Annotated in this window: 25 protein-coding genes and 1 other RNA gene; 17 read left to right on the top strand and 9 right to left on the bottom strand. The window is 54.8% G+C overall.

Translation table 11 applies throughout. The annotated features are described in order from the left end of the window. Positions 1–82: 82 nt before the first annotated feature. A complete protein-coding gene (gene hemH, locus NQT62_RS07750) occupies positions 83–1,204 on the bottom strand; it encodes a ferrochelatase (RefSeq protein ID WP_256764096.1) in 1,122 nt (373 codons plus the stop codon). Positions 1,205–1,347: 143 nt separating this feature from the next. Then, a complete protein-coding gene (gene hrcA / locus NQT62_RS07755) occupies positions 1,348–2,364 on the bottom strand; it encodes a heat-inducible transcriptional repressor HrcA (protein ID WP_256764433.1) in 1,017 nt (338 codons plus the stop codon). Between the two features lie 79 nt (positions 2,365–2,443). On the opposite strand from hrcA, the gene NQT62_RS07760 reads away from it, so the two are divergent. After that, a complete protein-coding gene (locus NQT62_RS07760) occupies positions 2,444–3,391 on the top strand; it encodes an NAD(+)/NADH kinase (RefSeq protein WP_256764097.1) in 948 nt (315 codons plus the stop codon). Further along, positions 3,381–5,039: a DNA repair protein RecN gene (gene recN / locus NQT62_RS07765; protein ID WP_256764098.1), complete on the top strand. Its 1,659-nt coding sequence runs from the start codon at positions 3,381–3,383 to the stop codon at positions 5,037–5,039. Before NQT62_RS07760 ends, recN begins: the two co-directional genes overlap by 11 nt. A gap of 2 nt (positions 5,040–5,041) precedes the next feature. Here recN and fur read toward each other — a convergent pair whose 3' ends face one another. After that, complete coding sequence (fur, locus tag NQT62_RS07770) at positions 5,042–5,473, bottom strand: ferric iron uptake transcriptional regulator (RefSeq protein ID WP_256764099.1); 432 nt, start codon at positions 5,471–5,473, stop codon at positions 5,042–5,044. Positions 5,474–5,607: 134 nt separating this feature from the next. On the opposite strand from fur, the gene NQT62_RS07775 reads away from it, so the two are divergent. The 6 genes from NQT62_RS07775 (at position 5,608) to NQT62_RS07800 (ending at position 8,749) form a co-directional block, all read left to right on the top strand. Next, a complete protein-coding gene (locus NQT62_RS07775; protein WP_256764100.1) occupies positions 5,608–6,141 on the top strand; it encodes an outer membrane protein assembly factor BamE in 534 nt (177 codons plus the stop codon). Between the two features lie 18 nt (positions 6,142–6,159). Next, positions 6,160–6,981, top strand: a complete 822-nt coding sequence (gene dapB / locus NQT62_RS07780) for a 4-hydroxy-tetrahydrodipicolinate reductase (protein WP_256764101.1) — start codon at positions 6,160–6,162, stop codon at positions 6,979–6,981. Positions 6,982–7,081: 100 nt separating this feature from the next. Continuing rightward, on the top strand, positions 7,082–7,309 hold the full coding sequence (locus NQT62_RS07785; RefSeq protein WP_256764102.1) for a hypothetical protein: 228 nt from the start codon (positions 7,082–7,084) through the stop codon (positions 7,307–7,309). Beyond that, complete coding sequence (locus NQT62_RS07790; RefSeq protein WP_256764103.1) at positions 7,310–7,636, top strand: cell division protein ZapA; 327 nt, start codon at positions 7,310–7,312, stop codon at positions 7,634–7,636. Between the two features lie 5 nt (positions 7,637–7,641). Beyond that, a non-coding RNA gene (gene ssrS, locus NQT62_RS07795) (6S RNA) lies at positions 7,642–7,824 on the top strand. A 112-nt stretch (positions 7,825–7,936) separates the two neighbouring features. Beyond that, positions 7,937–8,749 (top strand): sulfite exporter TauE/SafE family protein, encoded by an 813-nt coding sequence (locus NQT62_RS07800; RefSeq protein ID WP_256764104.1) that lies wholly within the window; start codon positions 7,937–7,939, stop codon positions 8,747–8,749. On the opposite strand, the gene lgt is transcribed toward NQT62_RS07800, so the two are convergent. Further along, entirely contained in the window at positions 8,746–9,552 is an 807-nt protein-coding gene (lgt, locus tag NQT62_RS07805) for a prolipoprotein diacylglyceryl transferase (RefSeq protein WP_256764105.1), read from the bottom strand. The two genes, NQT62_RS07800 and lgt, sit on opposite strands and share 4 nt — an antisense overlap. A 265-nt stretch (positions 9,553–9,817) precedes the next feature. Between lgt and NQT62_RS07810 the strand changes: the two genes are divergently transcribed. Further along, positions 9,818–10,126 carry a c-type cytochrome gene (locus tag NQT62_RS07810; protein ID WP_256764434.1) on the top strand — a complete coding sequence of 103 codons (309 nt, stop codon included), beginning with the start codon at positions 9,818–9,820 and terminating at the stop codon, positions 10,124–10,126. Positions 10,127–10,209: 83 nt separating this feature from the next. Here the strand turns inward: NQT62_RS07810 and NQT62_RS07815 are convergent, their stop codons facing one another. Beyond that, positions 10,210–11,364 carry a branched-chain amino acid ABC transporter substrate-binding protein gene (locus NQT62_RS07815; protein ID WP_256764106.1) on the bottom strand — a complete coding sequence of 385 codons (1,155 nt, stop codon included), beginning with the start codon at positions 11,362–11,364 and terminating at the stop codon, positions 10,210–10,212. On the opposite strand from NQT62_RS07815, the gene NQT62_RS07820 reads away from it, so the two are divergent. The 5 genes from NQT62_RS07820 to NQT62_RS07840 are packed head-to-tail and all read left to right on the top strand — an operon-like array spanning position 11,297 to position 15,199. Continuing rightward, positions 11,297–11,551: a hypothetical protein gene (locus NQT62_RS07820; protein WP_256764448.1), complete on the top strand. Its 255-nt coding sequence runs from the start codon at positions 11,297–11,299 to the stop codon at positions 11,549–11,551. The genes NQT62_RS07815 and NQT62_RS07820 overlap by 68 nt on opposite strands. 58 nt (positions 11,552–11,609) lie before the next feature. Next, complete coding sequence (locus NQT62_RS07825; RefSeq protein WP_256764107.1) at positions 11,610–12,575, top strand: branched-chain amino acid ABC transporter permease; 966 nt, start codon at positions 11,610–11,612, stop codon at positions 12,573–12,575. Then, entirely contained in the window at positions 12,572–13,678 is a 1,107-nt protein-coding gene (locus NQT62_RS07830; RefSeq protein WP_370569144.1) for an ABC transporter permease subunit, read from the top strand. The genes NQT62_RS07825 and NQT62_RS07830 overlap by 4 nt, the downstream gene beginning before the upstream one ends. Continuing rightward, a complete protein-coding gene (locus tag NQT62_RS07835) occupies positions 13,675–14,451 on the top strand; it encodes an ABC transporter ATP-binding protein (RefSeq protein ID WP_256764108.1) in 777 nt (258 codons plus the stop codon). The genes NQT62_RS07830 and NQT62_RS07835 overlap by 4 nt, the downstream gene beginning before the upstream one ends. Positions 14,452–14,479: 28 nt before the next feature. Continuing rightward, on the top strand, positions 14,480–15,199 hold the full coding sequence (locus NQT62_RS07840) for an ABC transporter ATP-binding protein (RefSeq protein WP_370569155.1): 720 nt from the start codon (positions 14,480–14,482) through the stop codon (positions 15,197–15,199). Here the strand turns inward: NQT62_RS07840 and NQT62_RS07845 are convergent. Next, entirely contained in the window at positions 15,181–16,221 is a 1,041-nt protein-coding gene (locus tag NQT62_RS07845) for a CDP-6-deoxy-delta-3,4-glucoseen reductase (RefSeq protein ID WP_256764436.1), read from the bottom strand. The two genes, NQT62_RS07840 and NQT62_RS07845, sit on opposite strands and share 19 nt — an antisense overlap. Positions 16,222–16,410: 189 nt before the next feature. On the opposite strand from NQT62_RS07845, the gene NQT62_RS07850 reads away from it, so the two are divergent. Then, on the top strand, positions 16,411–17,178 hold the full coding sequence (locus NQT62_RS07850; protein WP_256764110.1) for an NAD-dependent epimerase/dehydratase family protein: 768 nt from the start codon (positions 16,411–16,413) through the stop codon (positions 17,176–17,178). Here the strand turns inward: NQT62_RS07850 and NQT62_RS07855 are convergent. From NQT62_RS07855 to NQT62_RS07865, 3 genes are all read right to left on the bottom strand, one after another. Next, positions 17,158–17,433 (bottom strand): polyhydroxyalkanoic acid system family protein, encoded by a 276-nt coding sequence (locus tag NQT62_RS07855; RefSeq protein ID WP_256764111.1) that lies wholly within the window; start codon positions 17,431–17,433, stop codon positions 17,158–17,160. The genes NQT62_RS07850 and NQT62_RS07855 overlap by 21 nt on opposite strands. A gap of 66 nt (positions 17,434–17,499) precedes the next feature. Further along, positions 17,500–18,639 carry a TRAP transporter substrate-binding protein gene (locus NQT62_RS07860; protein ID WP_256764112.1) on the bottom strand — a complete coding sequence of 380 codons (1,140 nt, stop codon included), beginning with the start codon at positions 18,637–18,639 and terminating at the stop codon, positions 17,500–17,502. Next, entirely contained in the window at positions 18,639–19,328 is a 690-nt protein-coding gene (locus tag NQT62_RS07865) for a LutC/YkgG family protein (protein WP_256764113.1), read from the bottom strand. Before NQT62_RS07865 ends, NQT62_RS07860 begins: the two co-directional genes overlap by 1 nt. 167 nt (positions 19,329–19,495) lie before the next feature. On the opposite strand from NQT62_RS07865, the gene fdxA reads away from it, so the two are divergent. Further along, entirely contained in the window at positions 19,496–19,819 is a 324-nt protein-coding gene (fdxA, locus tag NQT62_RS07870; protein ID WP_256764114.1) for a ferredoxin FdxA, read from the top strand. Then, positions 19,816–20,622: a ferredoxin--NADP reductase gene (locus tag NQT62_RS07875; protein WP_256764116.1), complete on the top strand. Its 807-nt coding sequence runs from the start codon at positions 19,816–19,818 to the stop codon at positions 20,620–20,622. The genes fdxA and NQT62_RS07875 overlap by 4 nt, the downstream gene beginning before the upstream one ends. The last annotated feature ends 52 nt before the right edge of the window (positions 20,623–20,674 follow it).

The following is a 20,674-nucleotide window of genomic DNA, read 5'->3' on the forward strand; positions in this document are numbered from 1 at the left end:
CGCCCAACATTGTCCGGAGTTGGGGATAGACCCTGTTATTTCAAGGGTCTTTGATTGAATTTTTTAGGCGAGAAGAGCAGCCTCAGGTGCTTTGACCGTCCCGGGCACCCATGGCCAAGGCCAGTCGACGGCTGGCAGCCAATTCCGCAGCCATGGCGTCTTCGTAGCCCATGTCCACAGGCCAACCCTGCAAATGCTGGGCCACAATTTCCGTCAGCATGGCTGCCGCGCCATCGCTGTCATTCAGGCAAGCAATGTAATGAAACTCACCGCCCCCGGCATGAAGGAAATCTTCACGACCTTCCTGGTTGATTTCTTCCAGCGTCTCCAGGCAATCGGCCAAAAAGCCTGGACAAATCACATCGATCCGTTTGGTACCGGCCTGCCCAAGCGCTTTCAACGTGGCATCGGTGTAGGGCTCCAACCACTTGGCTTTGCCAAACCGGCTTTGAAAGGTTACCCGGTAATTGGACTTTTCCAAGCCCAGTGCCTCAGCGAGCAAACGGCCGGTTTTGTGGCATTCGCAATGGTAGGGGTCGCCTTTGAGCAAGGCAAACTCGGGCACCCCGTGGAAACTCATCAGCAACACATCACCGCCATCGAAATTGGGGCGACCCTTGGCACGCCAATGGGTCAACACGCTGTCTGCCAATGCATGGATATAGGCAGGATGGTCATGGTAGTGCTTGACAAAGCGAAGCTCGGGCAAATTGCGAACGGGTGCTGCCCATTGAAACACCGCGTCCATGACCGATGCTGTGGTGGCCGCCGCATATTGGGGGTACAACGGAAACACCAGAACACGGTCATAACCAGCCGCCCGCAATTCATCCATTTTGCTGGCCACGGACGGATTGCCATAGCGCATGGCCAATTCCACCTTCACCTCCCAGCGCCGGTCTTTAAACCCCTCGCAAACCCGCGCCACTTGTTGGTGACCAATCGCCAACAAGGGTGAACCCGCTTCGGTCCACACCGTGGCGTACTTGGCTGCCGACTTTTTGGGCCGGAACGGCAAGATGAACAGATTCAAAATCATCCACCACACCAGCCGGGGAATTTCCACGACGCGTGGGTCGGACAGAAATTCACGCAAATACCGACGCAGGGACGGTGTGTCCGGGGCATCGGGTGTGCCGAGATTGACCAGCAAAACGGCGGTTTTCTGGGGGGTTCCGTGACGGAAAGGAGCTTCGGTGCGCATGGGGAGTTTGCTGCTAAAAACAGGATGACAACAAGCCACCGAGTATACGCAAAAAGCGCAGCAGGTGAGCCCGTCAACTTTCAAGGTCTCCGGGACAGACCGTTGACCTGGCCTCAGTTGGGGTCCGCTCAGTTGGGGTCCGCTCAGTTGGGGTCCGACAAGGCCGACGACACCAGTTTGGCCGTGATGTCCACAATCGGGATCAGCTTTTCATAGGCCATGCGCGTGGGCCCAATCACCCCCAGGGTGCCCACCACTTCCCCATTGATGGAATAGGGTGAGGAAATCACGCTCATCTCCTCCATTGGGACAAGGCTGGAATCACCCCCAATAAAAATTTGCACGCCCTGTGCCCGGTTGGAACTGTCGAGCAAACGCATCAATGCGGTGCGCTGTTCGAACACACCAAACAATTTGCGCAAACGATCCATGTCCGTGGACAAATCCTGCACATCCAGCAATCGGTGCTCACCCGACACCAACACATGCTCCTGCTGGCTCTCCTCGGCTTCAGTGCCCGCATTGACTGCGGCTTGCATCAGCGCACTGATGTCCTGGCTGATTTGATGCAGCTCCTCGCTCAACCGCTCGCGTGCCTGCGCAAAGCTCAAACCAGAAAAATGTTGGTTGAAAAAATTGGCGGCCTGGGTCAGTTCCGACTGGGTGTACGGTTTGTCGACAATCAAAATGCGGTTTTGCACATCGCCGTCCGGTGTCACGATGATCAGCAGCACCTTGCGATCGGACAAACCCAAAAACTCCACCTGGCGGAAAAGGGCTGAGCGTTTGGGCGAAGTAATAACACCGGCAAATGAAGACAAGCTCGACAACAGGTTGACCGCTTTGCTCAACACCCGGTTGGGGTCATCGCGTTGAATGCCCCCGGACAGCATCTGTTTGACATCCCGTTCCAAGGGCTTCACCGTCAACAGGGAATCCACAAACATGCGATAGCCCTGGGGCGTGGGAATGCGGCCTGCAGAGGTGTGGGGCGAGGCCACCAGGCGGAGTTCCTCCAGGTCGGCCATCACATTGCGGATGGTGGCTGGGCTTAAATCCAGCGTTGAATACTTGGACAGCGCCCGCGAACCCACCGGACTGCCTTCAGCAATGTAGCGTTCAACCAGGGTTTTCAGGAGGGAACGTCCCCGTTCGTCAATCATGGGTGTCACTTCAAATGCACGTTGCGATACGATTAAGCCTATTTCCACACTTTACGACAAATTCGGGACCTTCAGAATGCCAAAAACACCGGGCAAGTGCATTGCAGTGTTTGCCAAACATGGGGCCTCTCATCGTCAGGACAGCTGGCGCACTGTCGTGGAGTTGCTGCTCAAGAACCAGTTCAAGGTGCTGGTCAGTGACAGCATGCTCAATGCACGCAATGCTGCAGCCGCGGAAAAGGCCGCTGTGGGCTTTAAATTTGCCAGCATTGAGGAGATCCGTAAAAAAGCCGATTACGCCGTGATCATGGGTGGCGATGGCACTTTTTTGGGCAATGCCCGGAAACTGGCCGACACCCACATCCCATTGCTCGGGATCAACCAGGGGCGTTTGGGGTTTTTAACCGACATCCGGTCCGATGACATTGACCCAACCCTGATCGAAACCCTCAATGGCGACTCCATTTCTGAGAGCCGGCATTACCTGACCGGGCAATTGTTGAGGAATGGCAAGGTGATTGCCGACCACATCGCCCTGAATGATGTCGTGATCAGTCGCGGCATCGTGGGCGGCATGGTGGAACTGCGGGTGGAAGTGGATGGTCACTTTATGTATGACTTGCGGGCCGATGGTTTGATTGTGTCGACACCCACTGGCTCAACGGCTTATGCCTTGTCGGCCGACGGTCCAATTCTTCACCCCAGCCTGGCTGGCATTGTCATTGTGCCGGTTGCGCCGCATGCACTCACGAACCGTCCGATTGCCCTGCCACAACATTGCAGCATTACGATTACGGTGACCGGCGGCAAACAAACCGGCGTGCACTTCGACATGCACACCAACGAGCGTGCCAAGGTGGGCGACCAGGTTCGGATTGAAGTGTCGCAAAAGCCAATCCACTTGCTCCACCCAGGCCGTTATGATTATTTCGCGATGCTGCGCCAGAAATTGCACTGGAGCGCCACCCCCACGGAAGTGGGCCATCGCACACGAGGACTTCGAGACAGCGGACATGCTAAGTAGTTTAACCATTCAGGATTTTGTCATTGTTGACAAACTTGACCTGCACTTTGAGGCCGGGATGTCGGTGCTGTCTGGCGAAACTGGCGCAGGGAAATCGATTTTGATTGATGCCCTGTCCTTGTGCTTGGGGGCCCGAGCCGATGCATCGCAAGTGCGCGAGGGCAGCGAACGGGCCAACATCACCGCAGTGTTCGAGCTGAATCCAGCCGCAAAAGCCATTTTGGACGAACAAAGCATCGACTGCAGCGAAGGCGAGTTGCACCTTCGCCGAGCCATCGACAGCGCAGGCCGCTCCAAGGCCTATGTCAACGGTACTCCAGTGCCAGCGTCCTTGCTCAAGCAACTGTCCGAAACGCTGATTGACATTCACGGTCAACATGCCTTTCAGACACTGGCTAAACCGGGCGAGCAATTGCGCTTACTGGATGATTTCGGTCAGTTGGGCTCACTGCTTGAGCCTGTTTCGCTCAGCTACAAAACACTTCGACAGGCTGAAAAACACCTGCAACAAGCCCAAAGCAGCCAAAACGAAAGGGCAGCACGCCTGGAAAGCCTGCACTGGAAATTGGATCTGTTGGAAAAAGTGGCGCCCAAGGCGGGCGAATGGGAGACGCTCAGTGCTGATTTTGACCGCTTAAGCCATGGGGCGGAATTGATTGAAGGCACACAGGCCGCCAACGCCGCTTTGGCTGACAATGAAGGGGCTGTGCTGGACCAACTGGCCCATCTGATTCAGCAATTGGGTTCGCTGGCCAGTCGGGATTTACAGCTCGAATCGGTGGTTAAAAACCTGAGTGAGGGCGAAATCCTGTTGCGCGAAGCCAGTTATGAATTGGCTCATTACATCAAGCACACAGACCTTGACCCGGACACGTTGACCGCCGTGGAAAGCCGCATGGCCCTGTGGCACGACACGGCACGTAAACTGCGTCTTCCACCCGAACTGATGCACGAAGAACTGGCCTTGGTTCGTGCAGAAATACAAGGTCTTGAAGAAGGTTTTGATGTAGAACATCTGCAACTGGAACTGCAAAAAGCCCAGGGTGCCTACACCGCAGCCGCCCACGCATTGACCACAGCACGGCAGGCCGCCGCCAAAGCCCTATCGGCAGCCGTGACCGAGTCGATGCAATCGCTGAACATGCAAGGCGGACAGTTTGTGGTGGAGGTTCAGCCTGGCCCTGCATCGGCCACAGGCAACGATCTCATTGAATTTCGCGTGGCAGGCCATCCAGGGGTCACGCCACAGCCCATCCAGAAAGTGGCCTCTGGCGGTGAGCTCGCCCGAATCAGTCTGGCCATAACGGTCAATACAGTCACCAGCACACCAGTACCCACCTTGATTTTTGACGAGGTGGACAGTGGCATCGGGGGCGCAGTGGCCGAGACCGTTGGCCGATACCTGCGCCAACTGGCTGGTAACAAACAAGTCTTGTGTGTCACTCACCTGCCCCAGGTGGCCGCTCAAGGGCATCACCACTTCAAGGTGTCCAAAGACATTGCATCGGGCACCACCCGGTCACAAATTCGCCGCATGGACAAAACCGAGCGGGTTCATGAGGTGGCCCGCATGTTGGGCGGCGTCAATATTTCAGACGCAACGCGAACGGCGGCTTCGGAAATGATTGAGGCAGCCGGCCCTGTGTAGGCTCAGGGCTTGCGGCGGTTTTCGCAGTCCTTTTTGGTGCAAGAACCATACAGCGCCAGTGCATGGTCGTGCAGGTCGAAACCGCGCTCTTTCGCGATCGTTTTCTGACGCTTTTCAATTTCAGCATCAAAAAACTCCACCACTTTGCCGCATTGCACGCACACCAGGTGGTCATGATGTTCGCCTTCATTTAACTCGAACACCGACTTGCCCGTCTCAAAGTGTTGACGCGCCAGCAAGCCAGCCTGTTCAAATTGGGTCAACACCCGATAAACAGTGGCAAGACCAATGTCGAGATCTTCCTGAAGCAATAGCTTGTACACATCCTCTGCACTGAGGTGGCGATGTTGTCCACTCTGAAACAGCTCCAGAATTTTCATTCGGGGCAGTGTTGCCTTCAGGCCCATGCTTTTGAGGTCGGTGGCTGTTGTCATGAGTTTGGGTCCGTCTCGTCTTTTGTTGCGTGCAAGTAGCTTATGATAACGTCTTTGGCGGGCGGGTCGAGTGGGCTTAGTGGCTCCTTGGCATCCAAGCCCACCGACATCCTCACTATGATGATTTGACCACCATGGGTATTCTACGTCTGAATCGGCTCGCCGGTATTGCGCTGTGTCTGTCGGCCTCTGCCTGTTCTTACCTTAACACCAGCTATGTGCCGCAGTTCATCAAACCGTACAAGGTCGATATCCAGCAGGGCAACTTCGTAACCGAACAGGAAACGCAACGGCTTCAAATCGGCATGACCAAAGACCAAGTCAGGTTCATCATGGGAACGCCGCTCTTGAACAGCCCGTTTCACGCCGACCGCTGGGACTATGTCTACCGGCTCAACCGTGCCGATGGATCGTTCGCACAGTTTCGCTACACCTGCATTTTTGAAAATGACAAACTCGCCCGGCATGGCGGGGAAAACCTGCCAACCGATCAGGCTGAATTCCTGACAGGCCCATCCAGTGGCATCAAGCGCCCAATCGCTCCAATTAGCCCGGCGGCAAAACCTGAATCAAAACCCAACACGGGTGGTCCGCAAAATCAAGAATCGCCTGCCACCCCCAGTGGCGATGGCCTTTCCGGCACGGACAAAGCCCCAGTACTCAACTGACTTAACAAAGATCGACCTATGACAGAAGCCATTCGAATTGCGATTGCGGGTGCCACCGGCCGCATGGGCAAGACCTTGATTGAAGCGGTATTGAATCACCCTGCTTGCACCCTGGCGGGCGCATTCGACATCGCTGGCTCACCCGCACTGGGACGTGATGCGGGCGACTTCATGGGCATACACACTGGCGTGATCATCACCGATCAGGTCGAACAAGCCTTGGCCAATGCGCAAGTCATGATTGATTTCACGAGGCCAGCCGGTACGCTTGAACATCTGAATGTTTGCAAACGCCTGGGTGTGAAGGCTGTGATTGGCACCACCGGCTTTGAAGGCGAGCAGATGGATGCCGTGAAAGCTGCTTCGCAGTCAGTGTCCATGGTGTGGTCACCCAACATGGCTGTCGGTGTGAACGCCACCTTCAAATTGTTGGAAGTGGCAGCCAAAATACTGTCGCAAGGTTATGACATCGAAGTGATTGAAGCACACCACAGCAAAAAGGTGGACGCACCTTCTGGCACCGCCCTGCGCATGGGCGAAGTGATCGCCAAGTCATTGAACGTGAATCTGAAGGATGTGGGCGTCTTTGCCCGGGAAGGTATCACGGGTGAGCGTGAGGCTGGCACCATCGGTTTTTCAACGATTCGGGGCGGTGACATTGTGGGTGACCACACCGTGCTGTTTGCAGGCATCGGCGAACGCATCGAAATCACCCACAAATCCTCCAGCCGCATGACCTACGCGCAGGGATCCATTCGTGCCGCCCAGTACCTGATGGACAAAGCCACCGGGCTTTATGACATGCAAGACGTGCTCGGATTGTCACAATTTAAGGTCTGAGATCAATTTTCTGCTGGAAGACCTTGCCCAATCAGGGTTTTCCGGTTGTATAGTCATGGTCATGGCAGTTTGACACCCAACATTCGATGGAGCGAGCCCAATGGCGCAATCTCTGCTTGCAAAACTGGACGAACTACAGGACAAGGTGAGCACCTTGGCAAAAGCCCTGGAGCAAAGCCGGCATGAGCAGCAAAAATCCCAGGAAAGAGCGCAGCAACTGTCTCGCGAGAACGAGCAGCTTCGGCGCAAGGTGGACCACGCCCAGGGCCAGATCAACCAGATGCTGAATCAGTGGTTTCCGGAACTCGAACTGAACTCGGAGAAATAATTGGACACACTGCTGCTGAAGCTGATGGGGCGGGAATTTCGGATTTCCTGCAAACCGGAGGAGCGTGCCGCGCTGCAACAAGCCGTCAACATTGTGGAAACCAAAATGACCAGCATTCGCAATTCGGGGCGGGTGGTTGGTCTGGATAACATTGCCGTCATGGCTGCCTTGCAGATCGCGCATGAATCCCTCACTGGAAGTAATCAAGACAAACCTGTTTTAGGGCTGGACATTGAGTCGATTGAGCGTAAAATTGAGGCCATTGAACAGGTGGTGGATGCAAGCTTGAATTCCGGCGGAGCACCCAAAAATGCAAGCTTGTTCTAAATGTTTCATCTCTGCCGTGTCTGTGTTGGTCAGCATTCCGTGAACCAATATCTGTGATCCCGGTTGCGGATTTTTTACGAGTCGGTGTGATTCCCACGTTTGTCTGGGAAACCTGAAGACTCTGATACTGCGACCCACTTGAACCTTAGGTTCAGGGATCGGACCAGCGCACCACTGGCAGAGACCCTAATACGAAAAAAGCGCCAACCCGAGAAGGTGGCGCTTTTTTTATTGGACAATGGAAGGCGGGCAAACTGACCGATGGGTCAGTCTCTTTCATTTTTAAAAGATCCACACACCATGATTGATCCTATTTTCATCGCTGCGCTGCTGGTTCTGGGCGTGTTCAGCGGTGTGCTGGCCGGCATGCTGGGCATCGGCGGCGGCATGATTCTTGTGCCATTCCTCAGTTTTCTGCTTCACAAACAGGGCGTACCTGCAGACCATGTGGTGCATGCATCGATCGCCACATCGTTGGCGATTATTGTATTTACCAGCATCTCCAGCATGCGAGCCCACCACCAAGCAGGTGCCATTCGCTGGGACATTGTGAAATTTCTCACACCGGGTATTTTGATTGGTGGCTTCGTGGGCTCCAAAATTGTGTCGTACCTGCCCACCAAAGAGCTTGCGCTGAGTTTTGGCGTGTTCGTTATTTTTTCAGCTTACCAAATGTTTGCTGACAAAAAACCCAAACCCTCACGAACCCTGCCTGGTGCAGCTGGCATGGTCGGCATGGGCAGTGTCATCGGTGGCGTCTCCAGCATCGTGGGAGCAGGCGGCGGTTTTTTATCAGTACCATTCATGGTGTGGAGCAATGTACCGGTGCGCAATGCGGTAGCGACATCGGCCGCACTGGGCTTTCCAATCGCGGTGTTTGCCAGCATGGGCTACATTATCAACGGCCTACACCTTGAAGGAATGCCATCAGGCTCACTGGGTTACATCTACCTGCCGGCAGTGGCTTGTGTGGCCGTGATGAGTGTGCTGACGGCACCCCGAGGCGCAAAGCTGGCCCACAGCCTACCGGTTGCACGGATTAAACGGGTGTTCGCCGTGTTGCTGACCTTTGTGGCCTTGTCCATGATCTACAAGGCCATCACCGGCTTTTAAGGTCGAGGCGCCATGGTCTGGAGCGCGGTGGGTTTACCGCGCGACCACGCCAGCAATACCAGCCCCAGCAATATCATGGGCAAACACAACCACTGCCCCATCGACAGGCCCAGTGACAAAGTACCCAGGAATCGGTCAGGCTCGCGGGCATATTCAACAATAAAACGTGCACCGCCGTAGCCCATCATGAACCAGGCCGAGATGGCCGCACGCGATCGGGGTTTGGACGAAAACCACCAAAGCCACGCAAACAGGGCAAAGCCCTCCAGACTCATTTGGTACAACTGGGATGGATGGCGAGGCAACAAATCGCCGGCCTGCGGGAAAACCACGCCCCACCAGCCATCGGTGGGGCGCCCCCACAGTTCTCCGTTGATAAAATTACCCAATCGACCAAATGCCAAACCCAGTGGCACCGAGGGTGCGACAAAGTCCATCAAGTCAAAAAAATTCCAGCCTTTGACTTTGCAATAAACCAGACAGGTCAACAACACACCCAGAAAGCCGCCATGGAAAGACATGCCACCTTCCCATATGGCCAGAATTTCAGTCGGGTTGTGCAAGTAATAGTCCGGCTTGTAAAACAGCACGTAGCCCAAACGTCCACCCAAAATAACGCCCAGCACCCCCCAGGTCAGCAGGTTGTCCACATCCAGCTCCTTGATGGCCGGAAAGAACTTGAGGCGACGCTTGGACAGGGTAATGAACGCAATAAAACCAGCGAGGTACATCAGACCGTACCAGCGAACCGCCAAGGGGCCGATCTGAATGGCGACCGGATTAAACTCAGGATGAACAAACATTCGCAATCTCGTTCAAGGGAATTGAAAAACACCAGGTTCGGTATTGTACCCCCTGCCCTTGCAGGCACTGCTTGACACCGGCCGGCGGTGATTCAATTCATCGGCCACATGGCGCAACCGCGACGGACACCGGGAACTTTTCCCAAAACAAGGCGTGTGCAGAAATATTTCCTTTTGTAACATGACAAAACCTGGATTTGTCTGCCAAAATACGGACCGATCCGTTATAAGAGTTGAAAACCGTCACCGTGTTGAGGAGTTGATGATGAAGAAGCAAATGGGTGTGTTGGCTGTGGCCGCTTTGGTGGCTGCCCTGCCGTTGACAGCCAGCGCCGACGAAGCGCTTGCCAAGAGCAAGGCCTGCTTGTCTTGCCACCAGGTGGACAAGAAAGTGGTAGGTCCGGCTTTCAAGGACGTGGCTGCCAAGTACAAAGGTGACAAGGCAGCACCTGCTGCACTGGCCGAGAAAGTGAAACACGGCACCAAAGGCACCTGGGGCCAAATTCCGATGCCTGCTCAAAACGTGACGGACGAAGAAGCCAAAAAACTGGTTGCGTGGGTTTTGTCCCTGTAATACCAACAGGCAGTACTGAATAAAAAAACCCCGCAGCGGTTATCACCCTGCGGGGTTTTTATTGATTGATACCCAATCACGCGTCACTGGATGATGGTCAACGGTGTCTTTCCCTTCGCACCATAGGTGTTCACCGTGACCGGCGCATTTTTCACATCCCCGTTTTCATCAAACGAAATGGTACCGATAACACCCTTGTAGCTGATGGCTTTCAGCTTGGGCAGATACTTCTTGGGATCGGCCGACTTCGCCTCTTTCATGGCCATGCCCATGGTCATGGTGGCGTCGTAGACGAAGGGGGCATACACCTGAATGTCTGACTTGAATTTGTCCTTGTAGCGCTTCTCAAAGGCAGGGCCACCCGGCATTTTGGACAAGGCCATGCCACCTTCGGCGCACATCACATTGTCACCCACATTGTCGCCACCCAGTTTGCTCAACTCGGTGGTGCAAATGCCATCACCGCCAATCAGCTTGGCCTTGATGCCCAGCTGCTTCATTTGACGCAACATGGGGCCTGCCTGGGCATCCATGCCACCATAGAAAATCACGTCCGGGTTTTTGGCTTTCACAGAGGTCAAAATGGCGGCGAAGTCGGTGGCCTTGTCGTTGGTGTACTGGCGCTCCAGCACCTGACCACCGCCCGCCTGCACTTGCTTGGCAAAAATATCGGCGAGGGGCTGACCGTAGCCGGTTCGGTCATCAATCACCACAAACTTCTTCGCTTTCAAATCGGCGGTGGCAAATTTGGCCAGCGCAACACCCAGTACGCCGTCATGCGCAATCACGCGGAATACGGAATCGAAACCCTGCTTGGTGATTTTGGGTGTGGTGGCCGAGGGCGTGATTTGAGGAATGCCACAGTCGTGGTAAATGCGGGAGGCTGGCACCGTGGTGCCGCTGTTCAAGTGGCCCACAATGCCGTTTACTTTCATGTCGCACAATTTTTGCGCAACGATTGCACCGGTTTTGGGATCGGCCGCATCATCTTCAGCCACCAACTCAAATTTGGCAGTGCCGCCGTCGAGTTGAATCTTCATGGCATTTAAATCATCGATGGCCAACCGGGCACCCTGCTCGTTGTCTTTGCCGTAATGGGCCTGTGGACCTGACAGCGGCGCAATATGGCCAATCTTGACGATGACATCCTTGGCCTGTGCTGTACTGACCATGGCCAAACTGCCCATTGCTGCCAATACTGCCGAACCAATCAGTGTGGGTTTGTTCAAACTGCGCATTCTGCTTCCCCCGAATTTGTGTGTTGTGAATGGAATCGAACTTGCTTCGTTGTTGAATGTAGCATCAAAGGCGGCACCGCTGGCAAGGGTTGAATTAACTGGCCTGTTTCTGATTGGTTTCTCGCAGCCGCTGCATCCTTTGTACTATCCTTCAAAAAAAGCACACCCTTCCGGAAGCAAGGTTTAAGCCACTTTGCACGGTTATCCGGTTGATCATCCTGGGTTTGGGTAGACGCATCGGATTCATGGACACACTGATTCAACAGATCATCAACGGTTTGGTATTGGGCAGCATTTACGCGCTGGTGGCCTTGGGCTACACCATGGTGTACGGCGTGCTGGGCCTCATCAACTTTGCCCATGGTGAAGTGGTGATGGTGGGTGCCATGGTGGCATTCAGCGCCATCTCGGCCATTGCAGGCATCAACCCGGGGTTACCTGGCTGGTTGTTGTTGTCATTGGGCATGGTGGCAGCCATTCCAGTGTGCATGGCGGTCAGCTTTACCGTAGAAAAGGTGGCTTATCGCCCCCTGCGAACGGCGCCACGGCTTGCTCCCCTCATTTCTGCCATTGGTGTGTCCATTACCTTGCAGACATTGGCCATGATCATCTGGGGCCGCAACTACTTGATTTTTCCAACCACCCTTTCCCAAGATCCGATTACCCTCTTTACCTTTCACAACACGGTGGCAGACGCACCCGCGCGAACCATTTCACTCACACCCGTTCAACTCACCATTGTTGTGTTGTCATCGGTGCTGATGATGGGCCTGACGACACTCGTGAATCGCACCAAACTCGGCAAAGCCATGCGGGCCACAGCAGAAAACCCGGCGATTGCCAGCCTCATGGGCATCAACCCCAACGCGATTATTTCGGCCACGTTCATGATTGGCGCAGCACTGGCCGGAGTGGCCGGCGTGATGGTGGCGGCCAATTACTCGGTGGCGCATTTCTACATGGGATTTCTGCCTGGCCTGAAGGCCTTCACCGCTGCTGTGCTGGGTGGCATCGGCAATATTTATGGTGCCATGCTAGGCGGCTTGCTGCTGGGCTTGGTCGAAAGCCTGGGGGCTGGCTATCTGGGGCAATTGACTGGTGGTTTTTTGGGTTCAAATTATCAGGATATTTTTGCATTTGCAGTGCTCATCCTGGTGCTCACCGTACGGCCTTCAGGCCTGCTGGGTGAAAAGGTATCGGACCGAGCATGATGAACGCACCACTAACCAAACAAATTGTTGGCCTGATGTTGGTTGCGGTGGCTCTGGTGGCTCTGCCTTGGGTGGTGGGTGACCTGGGCAACAGTTGGCTGCGCATTGTCAACGTGGCGCTGCTTTACGTCATGCTGGCCTTGGGCCTGAATATTGTGGTGGGTTTTGCAGGCCTGCTGGACCTGGGTTACATCGCGTTTTATGCTGTAGGTGCCTACCTGTACGGTCTGCTCAACTCACCCCATCTTACCGACAACTTTGAATGGATTGCAGCCCAATTCCCCGACGGTCTGCACGTCTCGCTATGGCTCATCATTCCGCTGGGGGCAGCAGTGGCCGGGCTGTTTGGTGTCCTGCTGGGCGCACCCACCCTCAAGCTGAGGGGTGATTACCTGGCCATCGTTACTTTGGGATTCGGCGAAATCATTCGCCTGTTCATGAACAACCTGAATGCACCGGTGAATATCACCAACGGGCCTCAGGGTATTTACATGATCGAACCCGTGCGCATCGGCACCATTCGGTTTGAAAAAACAGTTCACGTGTTTGGGCTGGACATCCCTGCACTGCATTTGTATTACTACCTGTTCCTGGCTTTGGTGTTGATCATCATGGTGGTCAGCCTGCGATTGCAGGACAGCCGCCTGGGCCGCGCCTGGACAGCCATTCGCGATGACGAAATTGCGGCCAAAGCGATGGGCATCAACACCCGCAATGTGAAGCTCCTGGCCTTTGCGCTGGGGGCTTCATTTGGCGGCGTGTCGGGCGCCATGTTTTCAGCATTTCAAGGTTTTATCAGCCCGGAGTCATTCGGTCTGATGGAATCGGTGATCGTACTGTGCATGGTGGTGCTGGGTGGTATGGGGCACATTCCCGGCGTTATTTTAGGTGCGGTTCTGCTCTCGGGTTTTCCAGAAATGCTGCGCCATGTGGTGGCTCCGCTGCAAGAACAATTGTTTGGCGAGGTGTTGGTGGATGCCGAGATCATCCGCTCGCTCATTTATGGGCTGACCATGGTGCTGGTGATGTTGTACAAGCCCAAAGGCTTGTGGCCAGAGCGCAAAGGCCGAAACAGCCCATCTCATACCGAGGCCACCACATGAGCAACACGCTGTTGAGTATTCGTGGACTGACCAAGCGGTTTGGCGGCCTGACCGCCGTCGATGCGGTAGATCTGGACATTGCGCAGGGAACCATCACCGGTTTGATTGGTCCCAACGGCGCTGGCAAAACCACCTGCTTCAATCTGATCACGGGCTTGTACACACCCGATGAAGGGCATTTTCAATTCAAGGGGCACCGCTTCTTTCCGCACAACCCCGCCGATGTGGCCAAGCTGGGCATTGCACGCACATTTCAGAATATTCGCCTGTTTCAAACCATGACGGTCGTCGAAAACGTGATGGTGGGCTTTCACACCCAGAGTAAAGCTGGAGCCATCGCTGCGATTCTGCGACTACCGTCTCAGCGCGATGAAGAGCGTCGACTTAGAGACCAATCCCTGAAACTATTGGACTACGTGGGCATTGCACAGCACGCCAATTACCTGGCCTCCGAATTGTCTTATGGACATCAGCGTCGACTCGAGATCGCTCGTGCCTTGGCCATGAACCCCAGCCTGTTGGCCCTGGATGAACCCGCCGCTGGCATGAATGGATCCGAAAAGTTGCAACTCAAAGAACTGCTGCTGCGAATTGCCAGCGACGGTAAAACCCTGCTGCTGATTGAGCACGATGTGAAACTGGTGATGGGCATTTGCAGCACTGTTACCGTGCTGGACTACGGCAAGGTGATTGCCCAGGGAAAACCAGCGATTGTTCAAAAAGACCCTGCAGTGATTGAGGCTTATTTGGGGGGTCTACACCATGCTGGCTGAACTCATTCCTGAAGGACAGGCTCAGGCGATGAGCCCGATTCTGTCGATTGAACAGCTCACGGTTCACTATGGTGGTATTCAGGCCGTCAAAGGAGTGTCTTTTGATGTGATGCGCGGCGAATTGGTGTGCTTGATTGGCTGCAACGGTGCTGGCAAAACCAGCACACTGAAGGCCATGGCAGGGCTGCTGCCGTTTAAGGCAAAACGCGCCGTATACAACAACTCGGTCGATTTGAACACCCTGGCCGCCCATCAACGGCTAGCATTGGGCATGGCGCTGGTGCCCGAGGGTCGCGGTGTGTTTGCCCGCATGACGGTCGAGGAAAATCTGGACCTCGGTGCATATTGTCGTCACGATCAAGCGGGCATTCAGGACGACAAAGAACGGGTGTTTACCCTGTTTCCCCGGCTGAAAGAGCGCCGCAAGCAGTCTGCTGGCACCCTGAGCGGTGGCGAGCAACAAATGCTGGCCATGGGCCGCGCCATCATGGGTCGGCCTGACTTGTTGCTGCTGGATGAACCCAGCATGGGCTTGGCACCCATCATGGTTGAAAAAATCTTTGACGTCGTTCAGTCCATTCACGCACAAGGCTTGACTGTGCTGCTGGTGGAGCAAAATGCCAACCTGGCCTTGCAGATTGCCGACCGAGCCTATGTATTGGATTCAGGCTTGATCGACTTTCATGGCAAAGCCAGTGACTTGATTCTCGACCCGCGCGTGCGAGAGGCTTATTTGGGCGAGTCCTGAAGGTGATTGTCGGCCTCGGAGGTAAAAGCGTCGGCGTAAAACTCATCCTCCGGTAATCCACACAGGGTGGTGAAGTCCCGCAAAGCCGACTCCACCATCACGGGTACACCACAGGCATACACCTGGTGATTGGACATGTCCGGGAAATCCTGCATGACTGCGTGATGAACAAACCCGGTTCGACCCGACCAATTGCAAGCGGCTGTGGCGTGTGACAACACAGGCACAAACTGAAAATTGCCGTGCTCCCGGGCCCATTGTTCAGGCAGTTCGGCCATGTACAAATCAGCCCGCGTGCGCGCCCCCCAATACAACACGAACTGTCGGTTGTTGTTTTTGAAAAAGGCCTGTTCGAGCAGGGACTTGATGGGCGCAAAACCTGTACCACTGGCCAATAGAATGACTGGCTTGTTGGGGTCATCCCGCAAAAAGAAGGTGCCCATCGGACCTTCAAAACGCAAAATTTCGCGCTCTTTCATCGCGCCAAATACATGGTCTGTGAACAGACCACCCGGCATGTGCCGGATGTGCAATTCAATACCACCTTCCTGATAGGGTGCATTGGCCAGGGAGTAGCTGCGGCGAGACCCGTCGCGCAAGATGAATTCAATGTACTGCCCAGCCAGAAATTGCAGCACCTCATTGGCGGGCAGTTGAAGCTTGAGAACCGCCACGTCGGACGCCGGCTTTTCAATGCGCTGTAAACGGCAGGGCATTTTTTTAACAGGAATATCACCCAGACCCGACAATTCACGAACCTTCAGTTGGATTGGGCTCAAAGGCTTGGCGCAGCAGGTCAACACCTTGCCACGCACCTTTTCTTCATCCGACAGCGCGCGCACTTGATAATGGCCATAATCCACTTTGCCATTCACCAACTCGGCCTTGCAGGAACCGCATGCGCCGTCCTTGCAGCCATATGGCAAAATAACACCAGCGCGCAGAGCGGCGGTGAGTATGGGCTCATCGGCCTCACACTCGAACTGCCGTTGACTGGGAAGAATACTCACGCTGTGAATCATCGAACTGCTGCCTTCAAAAAAAATCATTCCCCCAATGGGTTTTTCAGCCGGGTCAAGCCACGCCTGCTTCGCCAACAACGATTGTTGATTGCTGGCTGTGGTCAGGTGGGTTTTGCCCTGCTGCGCCATGACACCACGCGGCATTTTATCGCGACTTGCAGACCCGGGGAGACCGGCTTGGACAAGCGCATGCGCATTCGCCAGCAGGGTGCACAAGCCCTGCCCTGTGACTTGAGCAACAAACGCGACTTGCTGAAAGCCCTGAGCCTTGCCCACCGCGTGTTGTGGATGGCTGCACCCGACACCTCCACAGCGGTGGACAACACGCTCAAGCGGCTGGCTTTGTATGCTGCGGCCCGAAACCAGGCCTGGCACAAACAGCGCTTGCACCTCACTTACATTTCAACGACCGGGGTGTATGGCAATGCACAGGGTCAATGGATTGACGAACGCTCGCCGGTAAACCCGCAATCGGACAGGGCCCGCCGACGGGTACATGCTGAGCAGCAGGTGCGCCTGGCCAGCCTGTTGGGACATAGCGGCCACATACTGCGTGCCCCCGGGATCTATGGGAACACGCGTTTGCCATTGGACCGCATTCGTGCAGGCACGCCAGCGATTGTGAACGCGGAAGACTCCTGGTCCAATCACATTCATGAATTGGACTTGGGGCGCTTGAGTGTGTGGTGCAATTTCAAGGGGGGGGTGTGGCGTGTGGTCAATGCGTGCGACGGTGAACCCTGCAAGATGGGTGATTACTTTGACGCTGTTGCGGACGCTTACCAATTGCAGCGTCCGCCGCGCTTGAGCCGAAATGCCGTAAAGGAACAGGTCAGCCCGATGATGTGGAGCTTTATGGCCGAGTCACGCCGAATTCGATCAGTGGAACAAGCCAAGCTGGGGTTTCAGTTGAAGTACCCCAGCGTGGACCATTTCTTAAGCAAACATGCTGCTTAAATTTTTGTCGATTTCAGACTGAATTTTGGACTTGAAGGCTTTCAGCATAAAGCCCAAAGAAATGTCCAGCGTGACGTCTTTGTCAGTGACATCCAAGGTGCCTTTGACGCCAGACCGTGTGAAATTCAGGGTATTGCCCACCCAGCGACTCTCAAGCTGAAATTCTTTTTCCAATTGATCCACCAGCTTTTGCGCAACCTTTTTTGCGTCGTCCAGTGACAGGTTGTGGGTGCGATGAGCGTGAATATCAGACATGTTGCACTCTTTGTGGTGTTTGACAAGCCTGTAGTTTACTTCACGGCCACGAGGCTTGGGCGACTTTTAGACCGATGCAAACCAGAAGTCGTAAGCCATCTTGGACGATGGCGTCACATCATTTTCAAAACCAACCACCCGCTTTGCAAAACGCATTTGAGAATCAATGATGCGTTTGAAGATGGGACTGGCCGCAGACTCTTTGGCGATGATTTTCCGCCAGGCATTCAGTTGCGCTTTCAGAATATCTTCGGGCGTGTAGTAATAGCGCACGCCTTGCTTACGGCGCATTTCCTCATAGTCATTGGAAAACCGATCGGCTGCCTTCCAGCTCAAGTCCGAAGAAGAGGCCTGCAGGGCATAGCGGATGATGGACCTCAATGGGAATGACAGGCCATCAAAGCGGCTCTTGTTGAAAATCACCTCAAACACCTCGCAGCTTTGGTGGAAGCTGCGAATCATGCACACGGGCGTGACATTGGGAAAACCCAGCGCCCGGTCCGAACTCGGATTGTTGAACTCACCGGCATCGATCAAGCCTTTGTCCAGCCAGGGCACAATGTCAGCGGGTTGCAGGGCTGTGGGGTTGGCGCCCAATTCACGGTAGACATCGGCCGCCAAGCCAACCGCCCGAAACCGAAGGTGCGCCATGTCTTTGAGCTCGTCAATCCGCTTTTTGAACCAGCCCAGGGGCTGAGCGGTGAGCGGCCCGTAGAGAAACCCCTGGATATTCAGGTTCATTTCTTTTTGAACCAACTCGTCATAGAGCTGCTGACCACCGCCATATTGGAACCAAGCCAGAACCTGATTGGAGTCCATGCCAAAACTGGGACCACTGCCAAACAATGAAAATGCCGGGTGGCGGTCGTGCCAGTAGGTTGGAACACCATGCCCACCGTCGAGTTGACCCTTGTGCACAGCATTTTGAATGCCGAAGGCTTTCACAATGCTGTTGGTTGGGTATACGTCGATGCGCAACTCACCACCGGACATGTCATTGACCTTTTTGGCGAAGTCTTGTGCAAACTCGTTGAATATATCCCGCGTGGGCCAAGTGCTTTGAAACTTGAGCACGGTGGGCTTGATGGTTTTAACAACCGCAGGGGCCGAAACCTCAGCCTGGGCCTGGGCCTGCGACCCCACCAACAGGCCAGCCCCCAACCCAAGACTGTTTTGAACAAATTCACGGCGGCTGCGGTTACTCATCAGGCTTCCTTGATGACAACCAGATGGACGCGATAAGGGCCGTGGGCACCCAGAACAATGGTCTGCTCAATATCGGCGGTGCGTGATGGCCCCGATACACAATTGAGCGCACGCGGCATGGCCATGCCCTGTGCACGCATTCGGGCAAACACGTCTTCCAGTGTGTGGGCGATCTGGTGCTCATGCACCAGTGCAATGTGTGTCTCGGGCAACAGGTGCGTACTGGCCGGTGTTTCCGGGCTGCTGGCCAACACCAGCGTGCCGGTTTCAGCGACAGCAAATGCCGTGCCACTGATGCCAACCCGATCGTCTCCCGTGGGGGCACCCCATCGAACCGGCATGCCCAACGCCTGCCAGTTCAGGTGTTTCAACGAAGGCCACACCACAGCTTCACCTTGGGCAACCAAGCCCTGATGGGCCAGGTAATCCCGGCAGCTTTGAACGGCTTCTTCCAGGGTGGCGACGCGGTCCACCGAGCACAGCATCGCCTTGGACTTTTCAACAAACAGCGCAACCACATCCTCAACTGGCGAGGGTTGCGGACCACGACGGTGCTGTTCCATGTACTCTCGCGCCAGTTGAGCCTCGTGGGGTTTTCGCGTGTCTGGCCGGCCCTGCAATGCACGGGTTCGCTTGAAAATGGCCTCGCGGGCTGCACTGGTATCAAATTCGTCAGCGGAATGGGTCACAAGCGAATCCGTGAATAATGAATATTTACGGATTATAGGAAATTGCCTGCTGCTCTGCGCTTGGGGTTTCCCCACATGCCTTTGCTGGATTTGGAAACCTTCCTCACTGCAAGGCCACAGGGATGGATTACAATGCAGCCTTGATTTTCAACTGCTGATGTTGCGCCATGACACACGTCGTTACCGAATCCTGCATCAAGTGCAAATACACCGATTGCGTGGATGTTTGCCCTGTGGATTGTTTTCGTGAAGGCCCAAACTTTCTGGTGATTGATCCGGACGAGTGCATCGACTGCGCAGTCTGCATTCCGGAATGTCCGGTGAATGCCATTTATGCAGAAGAGGATGTCCCGGCTGACCAGGTGAAATTCATCCAGATCAATGCGGACCTGACCAAAGATTGGCCCAGCATCACCCGCATGAAAGCCCATTTGCCCGACGCCGACGATTGGAAGGACGTGAAGGACAAATTGCAGTATCTGGAAAAGTGACCACACCCGACGAGAAGTACACCCGAGAAACCATCACCGGTGTTCGGGTGTGGGTGCCCGGCAAGCTTTTTTCGCTGACCTGTACCAGGCCCACCGGTTTTCGGTTTACTGCTGGGCAGTTTGCCCGGCTGGGTGTTGACAACAGGCTTCAAATCGCAGGCGAGCCTGATGTTATCTGGCGAGCGTACTCCATGGTGTCCGGGCCGTTTGACGAACACCTGGAATTTTTCTCCATCGTGGTTCCCAACGGTGCATTTACCTCGCACTTAAGTCAGCTGAATGTCGGCGACACCCTGTATGTGGACAAAACCAACTTCGGTTTTTTAACCACCGCCCGTTTTGAGTCAGGCCAGCATTTGTGGCTACTCGGGTCTGGTACCGGGCTTGCACCCTTTCTGTCCATTCTCCACGACCCGGCCACCTGGGAACAGTTTGATAAAATCGTTCTGGTTCACAGCGCCAGAACCGCTGAGGAGCTGGTTTACCAGGCTGAAATCCAAACTTTCACAGACCATCCACTCATGAGCGAGCTGGTGCCCGACCTGAACAGCCGTTTTGTCTATGTACCGGTGGTTACCCGTGAAACGGTGGCTAACTGCCTGACGCAACGCATTACCCAACTGATTGACGACGGTGCACTCGAGGCGGTGACTGGTCTACCGTTTGATCAGCAACACAGCCGCTTCATGATTTGTGGCAATCCAGAGATGGTTACAGACATACGCAAATCACTGAAAAAAAGGGGATTTTCGCCTGCCAGACGAAACTCGCCAGGTGAAATTGCGGTGGAAAACTACTGGTAACCTGCCCCACAGGGAACTTGTTGCATTGCAGCAATAATTGTTCGATAATCGA

It is taken from the genome of Limnobacter humi (assembly GCF_024518835.1).
GTDB lineage: Bacteria > Pseudomonadota > Gammaproteobacteria > Burkholderiales > Burkholderiaceae_B > Limnobacter > Limnobacter humi.

Coding starts and splice junctions, on each gene's coding strand:
- NQT62_RS07760 (WP_256764097.1), top strand. CDS start 2,444: ATGCCAAAAACACCGGGCAAGTGCATTGCAGTGTTTGCCAAACATGGG.
- NQT62_RS07855 (WP_256764111.1), bottom strand. CDS start 17,433: ATGTCTGATATTCACGCTCATCGCACCCACAACCTGTCACTGGACGAC.
- NQT62_RS07800 (WP_256764104.1), top strand. CDS start 7,937: ATGATTGATCCTATTTTCATCGCTGCGCTGCTGGTTCTGGGCGTGTTC.
- NQT62_RS07845 (WP_256764436.1), bottom strand. CDS start 16,221: ATGATTCACAGCGTGAGTATTCTTCCCAGTCAACGGCAGTTCGAGTGT.
- NQT62_RS07840 (WP_370569155.1), top strand. CDS start 14,480: ATGAGCCCGATTCTGTCGATTGAACAGCTCACGGTTCACTATGGTGGT.
- dapB (WP_256764101.1), top strand. CDS start 6,160: ATGACAGAAGCCATTCGAATTGCGATTGCGGGTGCCACCGGCCGCATG.
- fur (WP_256764099.1), bottom strand. CDS start 5,473: ATGACAACAGCCACCGACCTCAAAAGCATGGGCCTGAAGGCAACACTG.
- fdxA (WP_256764114.1), top strand. CDS start 19,496: ATGACACACGTCGTTACCGAATCCTGCATCAAGTGCAAATACACCGAT.
- recN (WP_256764098.1), top strand. CDS start 3,381: ATGCTAAGTAGTTTAACCATTCAGGATTTTGTCATTGTTGACAAACTT.
- hemH (WP_256764096.1), bottom strand. CDS start 1,204: ATGCGCACCGAAGCTCCTTTCCGTCACGGAACCCCCCAGAAAACCGCC.
- NQT62_RS07785 (WP_256764102.1), top strand. CDS start 7,082: ATGGCGCAATCTCTGCTTGCAAAACTGGACGAACTACAGGACAAGGTG.
- NQT62_RS07835 (WP_256764108.1), top strand. CDS start 13,675: ATGAGCAACACGCTGTTGAGTATTCGTGGACTGACCAAGCGGTTTGGC.
- NQT62_RS07850 (WP_256764110.1), top strand. CDS start 16,411: ATGCGCATTCGCCAGCAGGGTGCACAAGCCCTGCCCTGTGACTTGAGC.
- NQT62_RS07860 (WP_256764112.1), bottom strand. CDS start 18,639: ATGAGTAACCGCAGCCGCCGTGAATTTGTTCAAAACAGTCTTGGGTTG.
- NQT62_RS07820 (WP_256764448.1), top strand. CDS start 11,297: ATGGCCAAACTGCCCATTGCTGCCAATACTGCCGAACCAATCAGTGTG.
- NQT62_RS07775 (WP_256764100.1), top strand. CDS start 5,608: ATGGGTATTCTACGTCTGAATCGGCTCGCCGGTATTGCGCTGTGTCTG.
- NQT62_RS07825 (WP_256764107.1), top strand. CDS start 11,610: ATGGACACACTGATTCAACAGATCATCAACGGTTTGGTATTGGGCAGC.
- lgt (WP_256764105.1), bottom strand. CDS start 9,552: ATGTTTGTTCATCCTGAGTTTAATCCGGTCGCCATTCAGATCGGCCCC.
- NQT62_RS07815 (WP_256764106.1), bottom strand. CDS start 11,364: ATGCGCAGTTTGAACAAACCCACACTGATTGGTTCGGCAGTATTGGCA.
- NQT62_RS07810 (WP_256764434.1), top strand. CDS start 9,818: ATGAAGAAGCAAATGGGTGTGTTGGCTGTGGCCGCTTTGGTGGCTGCC.
- NQT62_RS07830 (WP_370569144.1), top strand. CDS start 12,572: ATGATGAACGCACCACTAACCAAACAAATTGTTGGCCTGATGTTGGTT.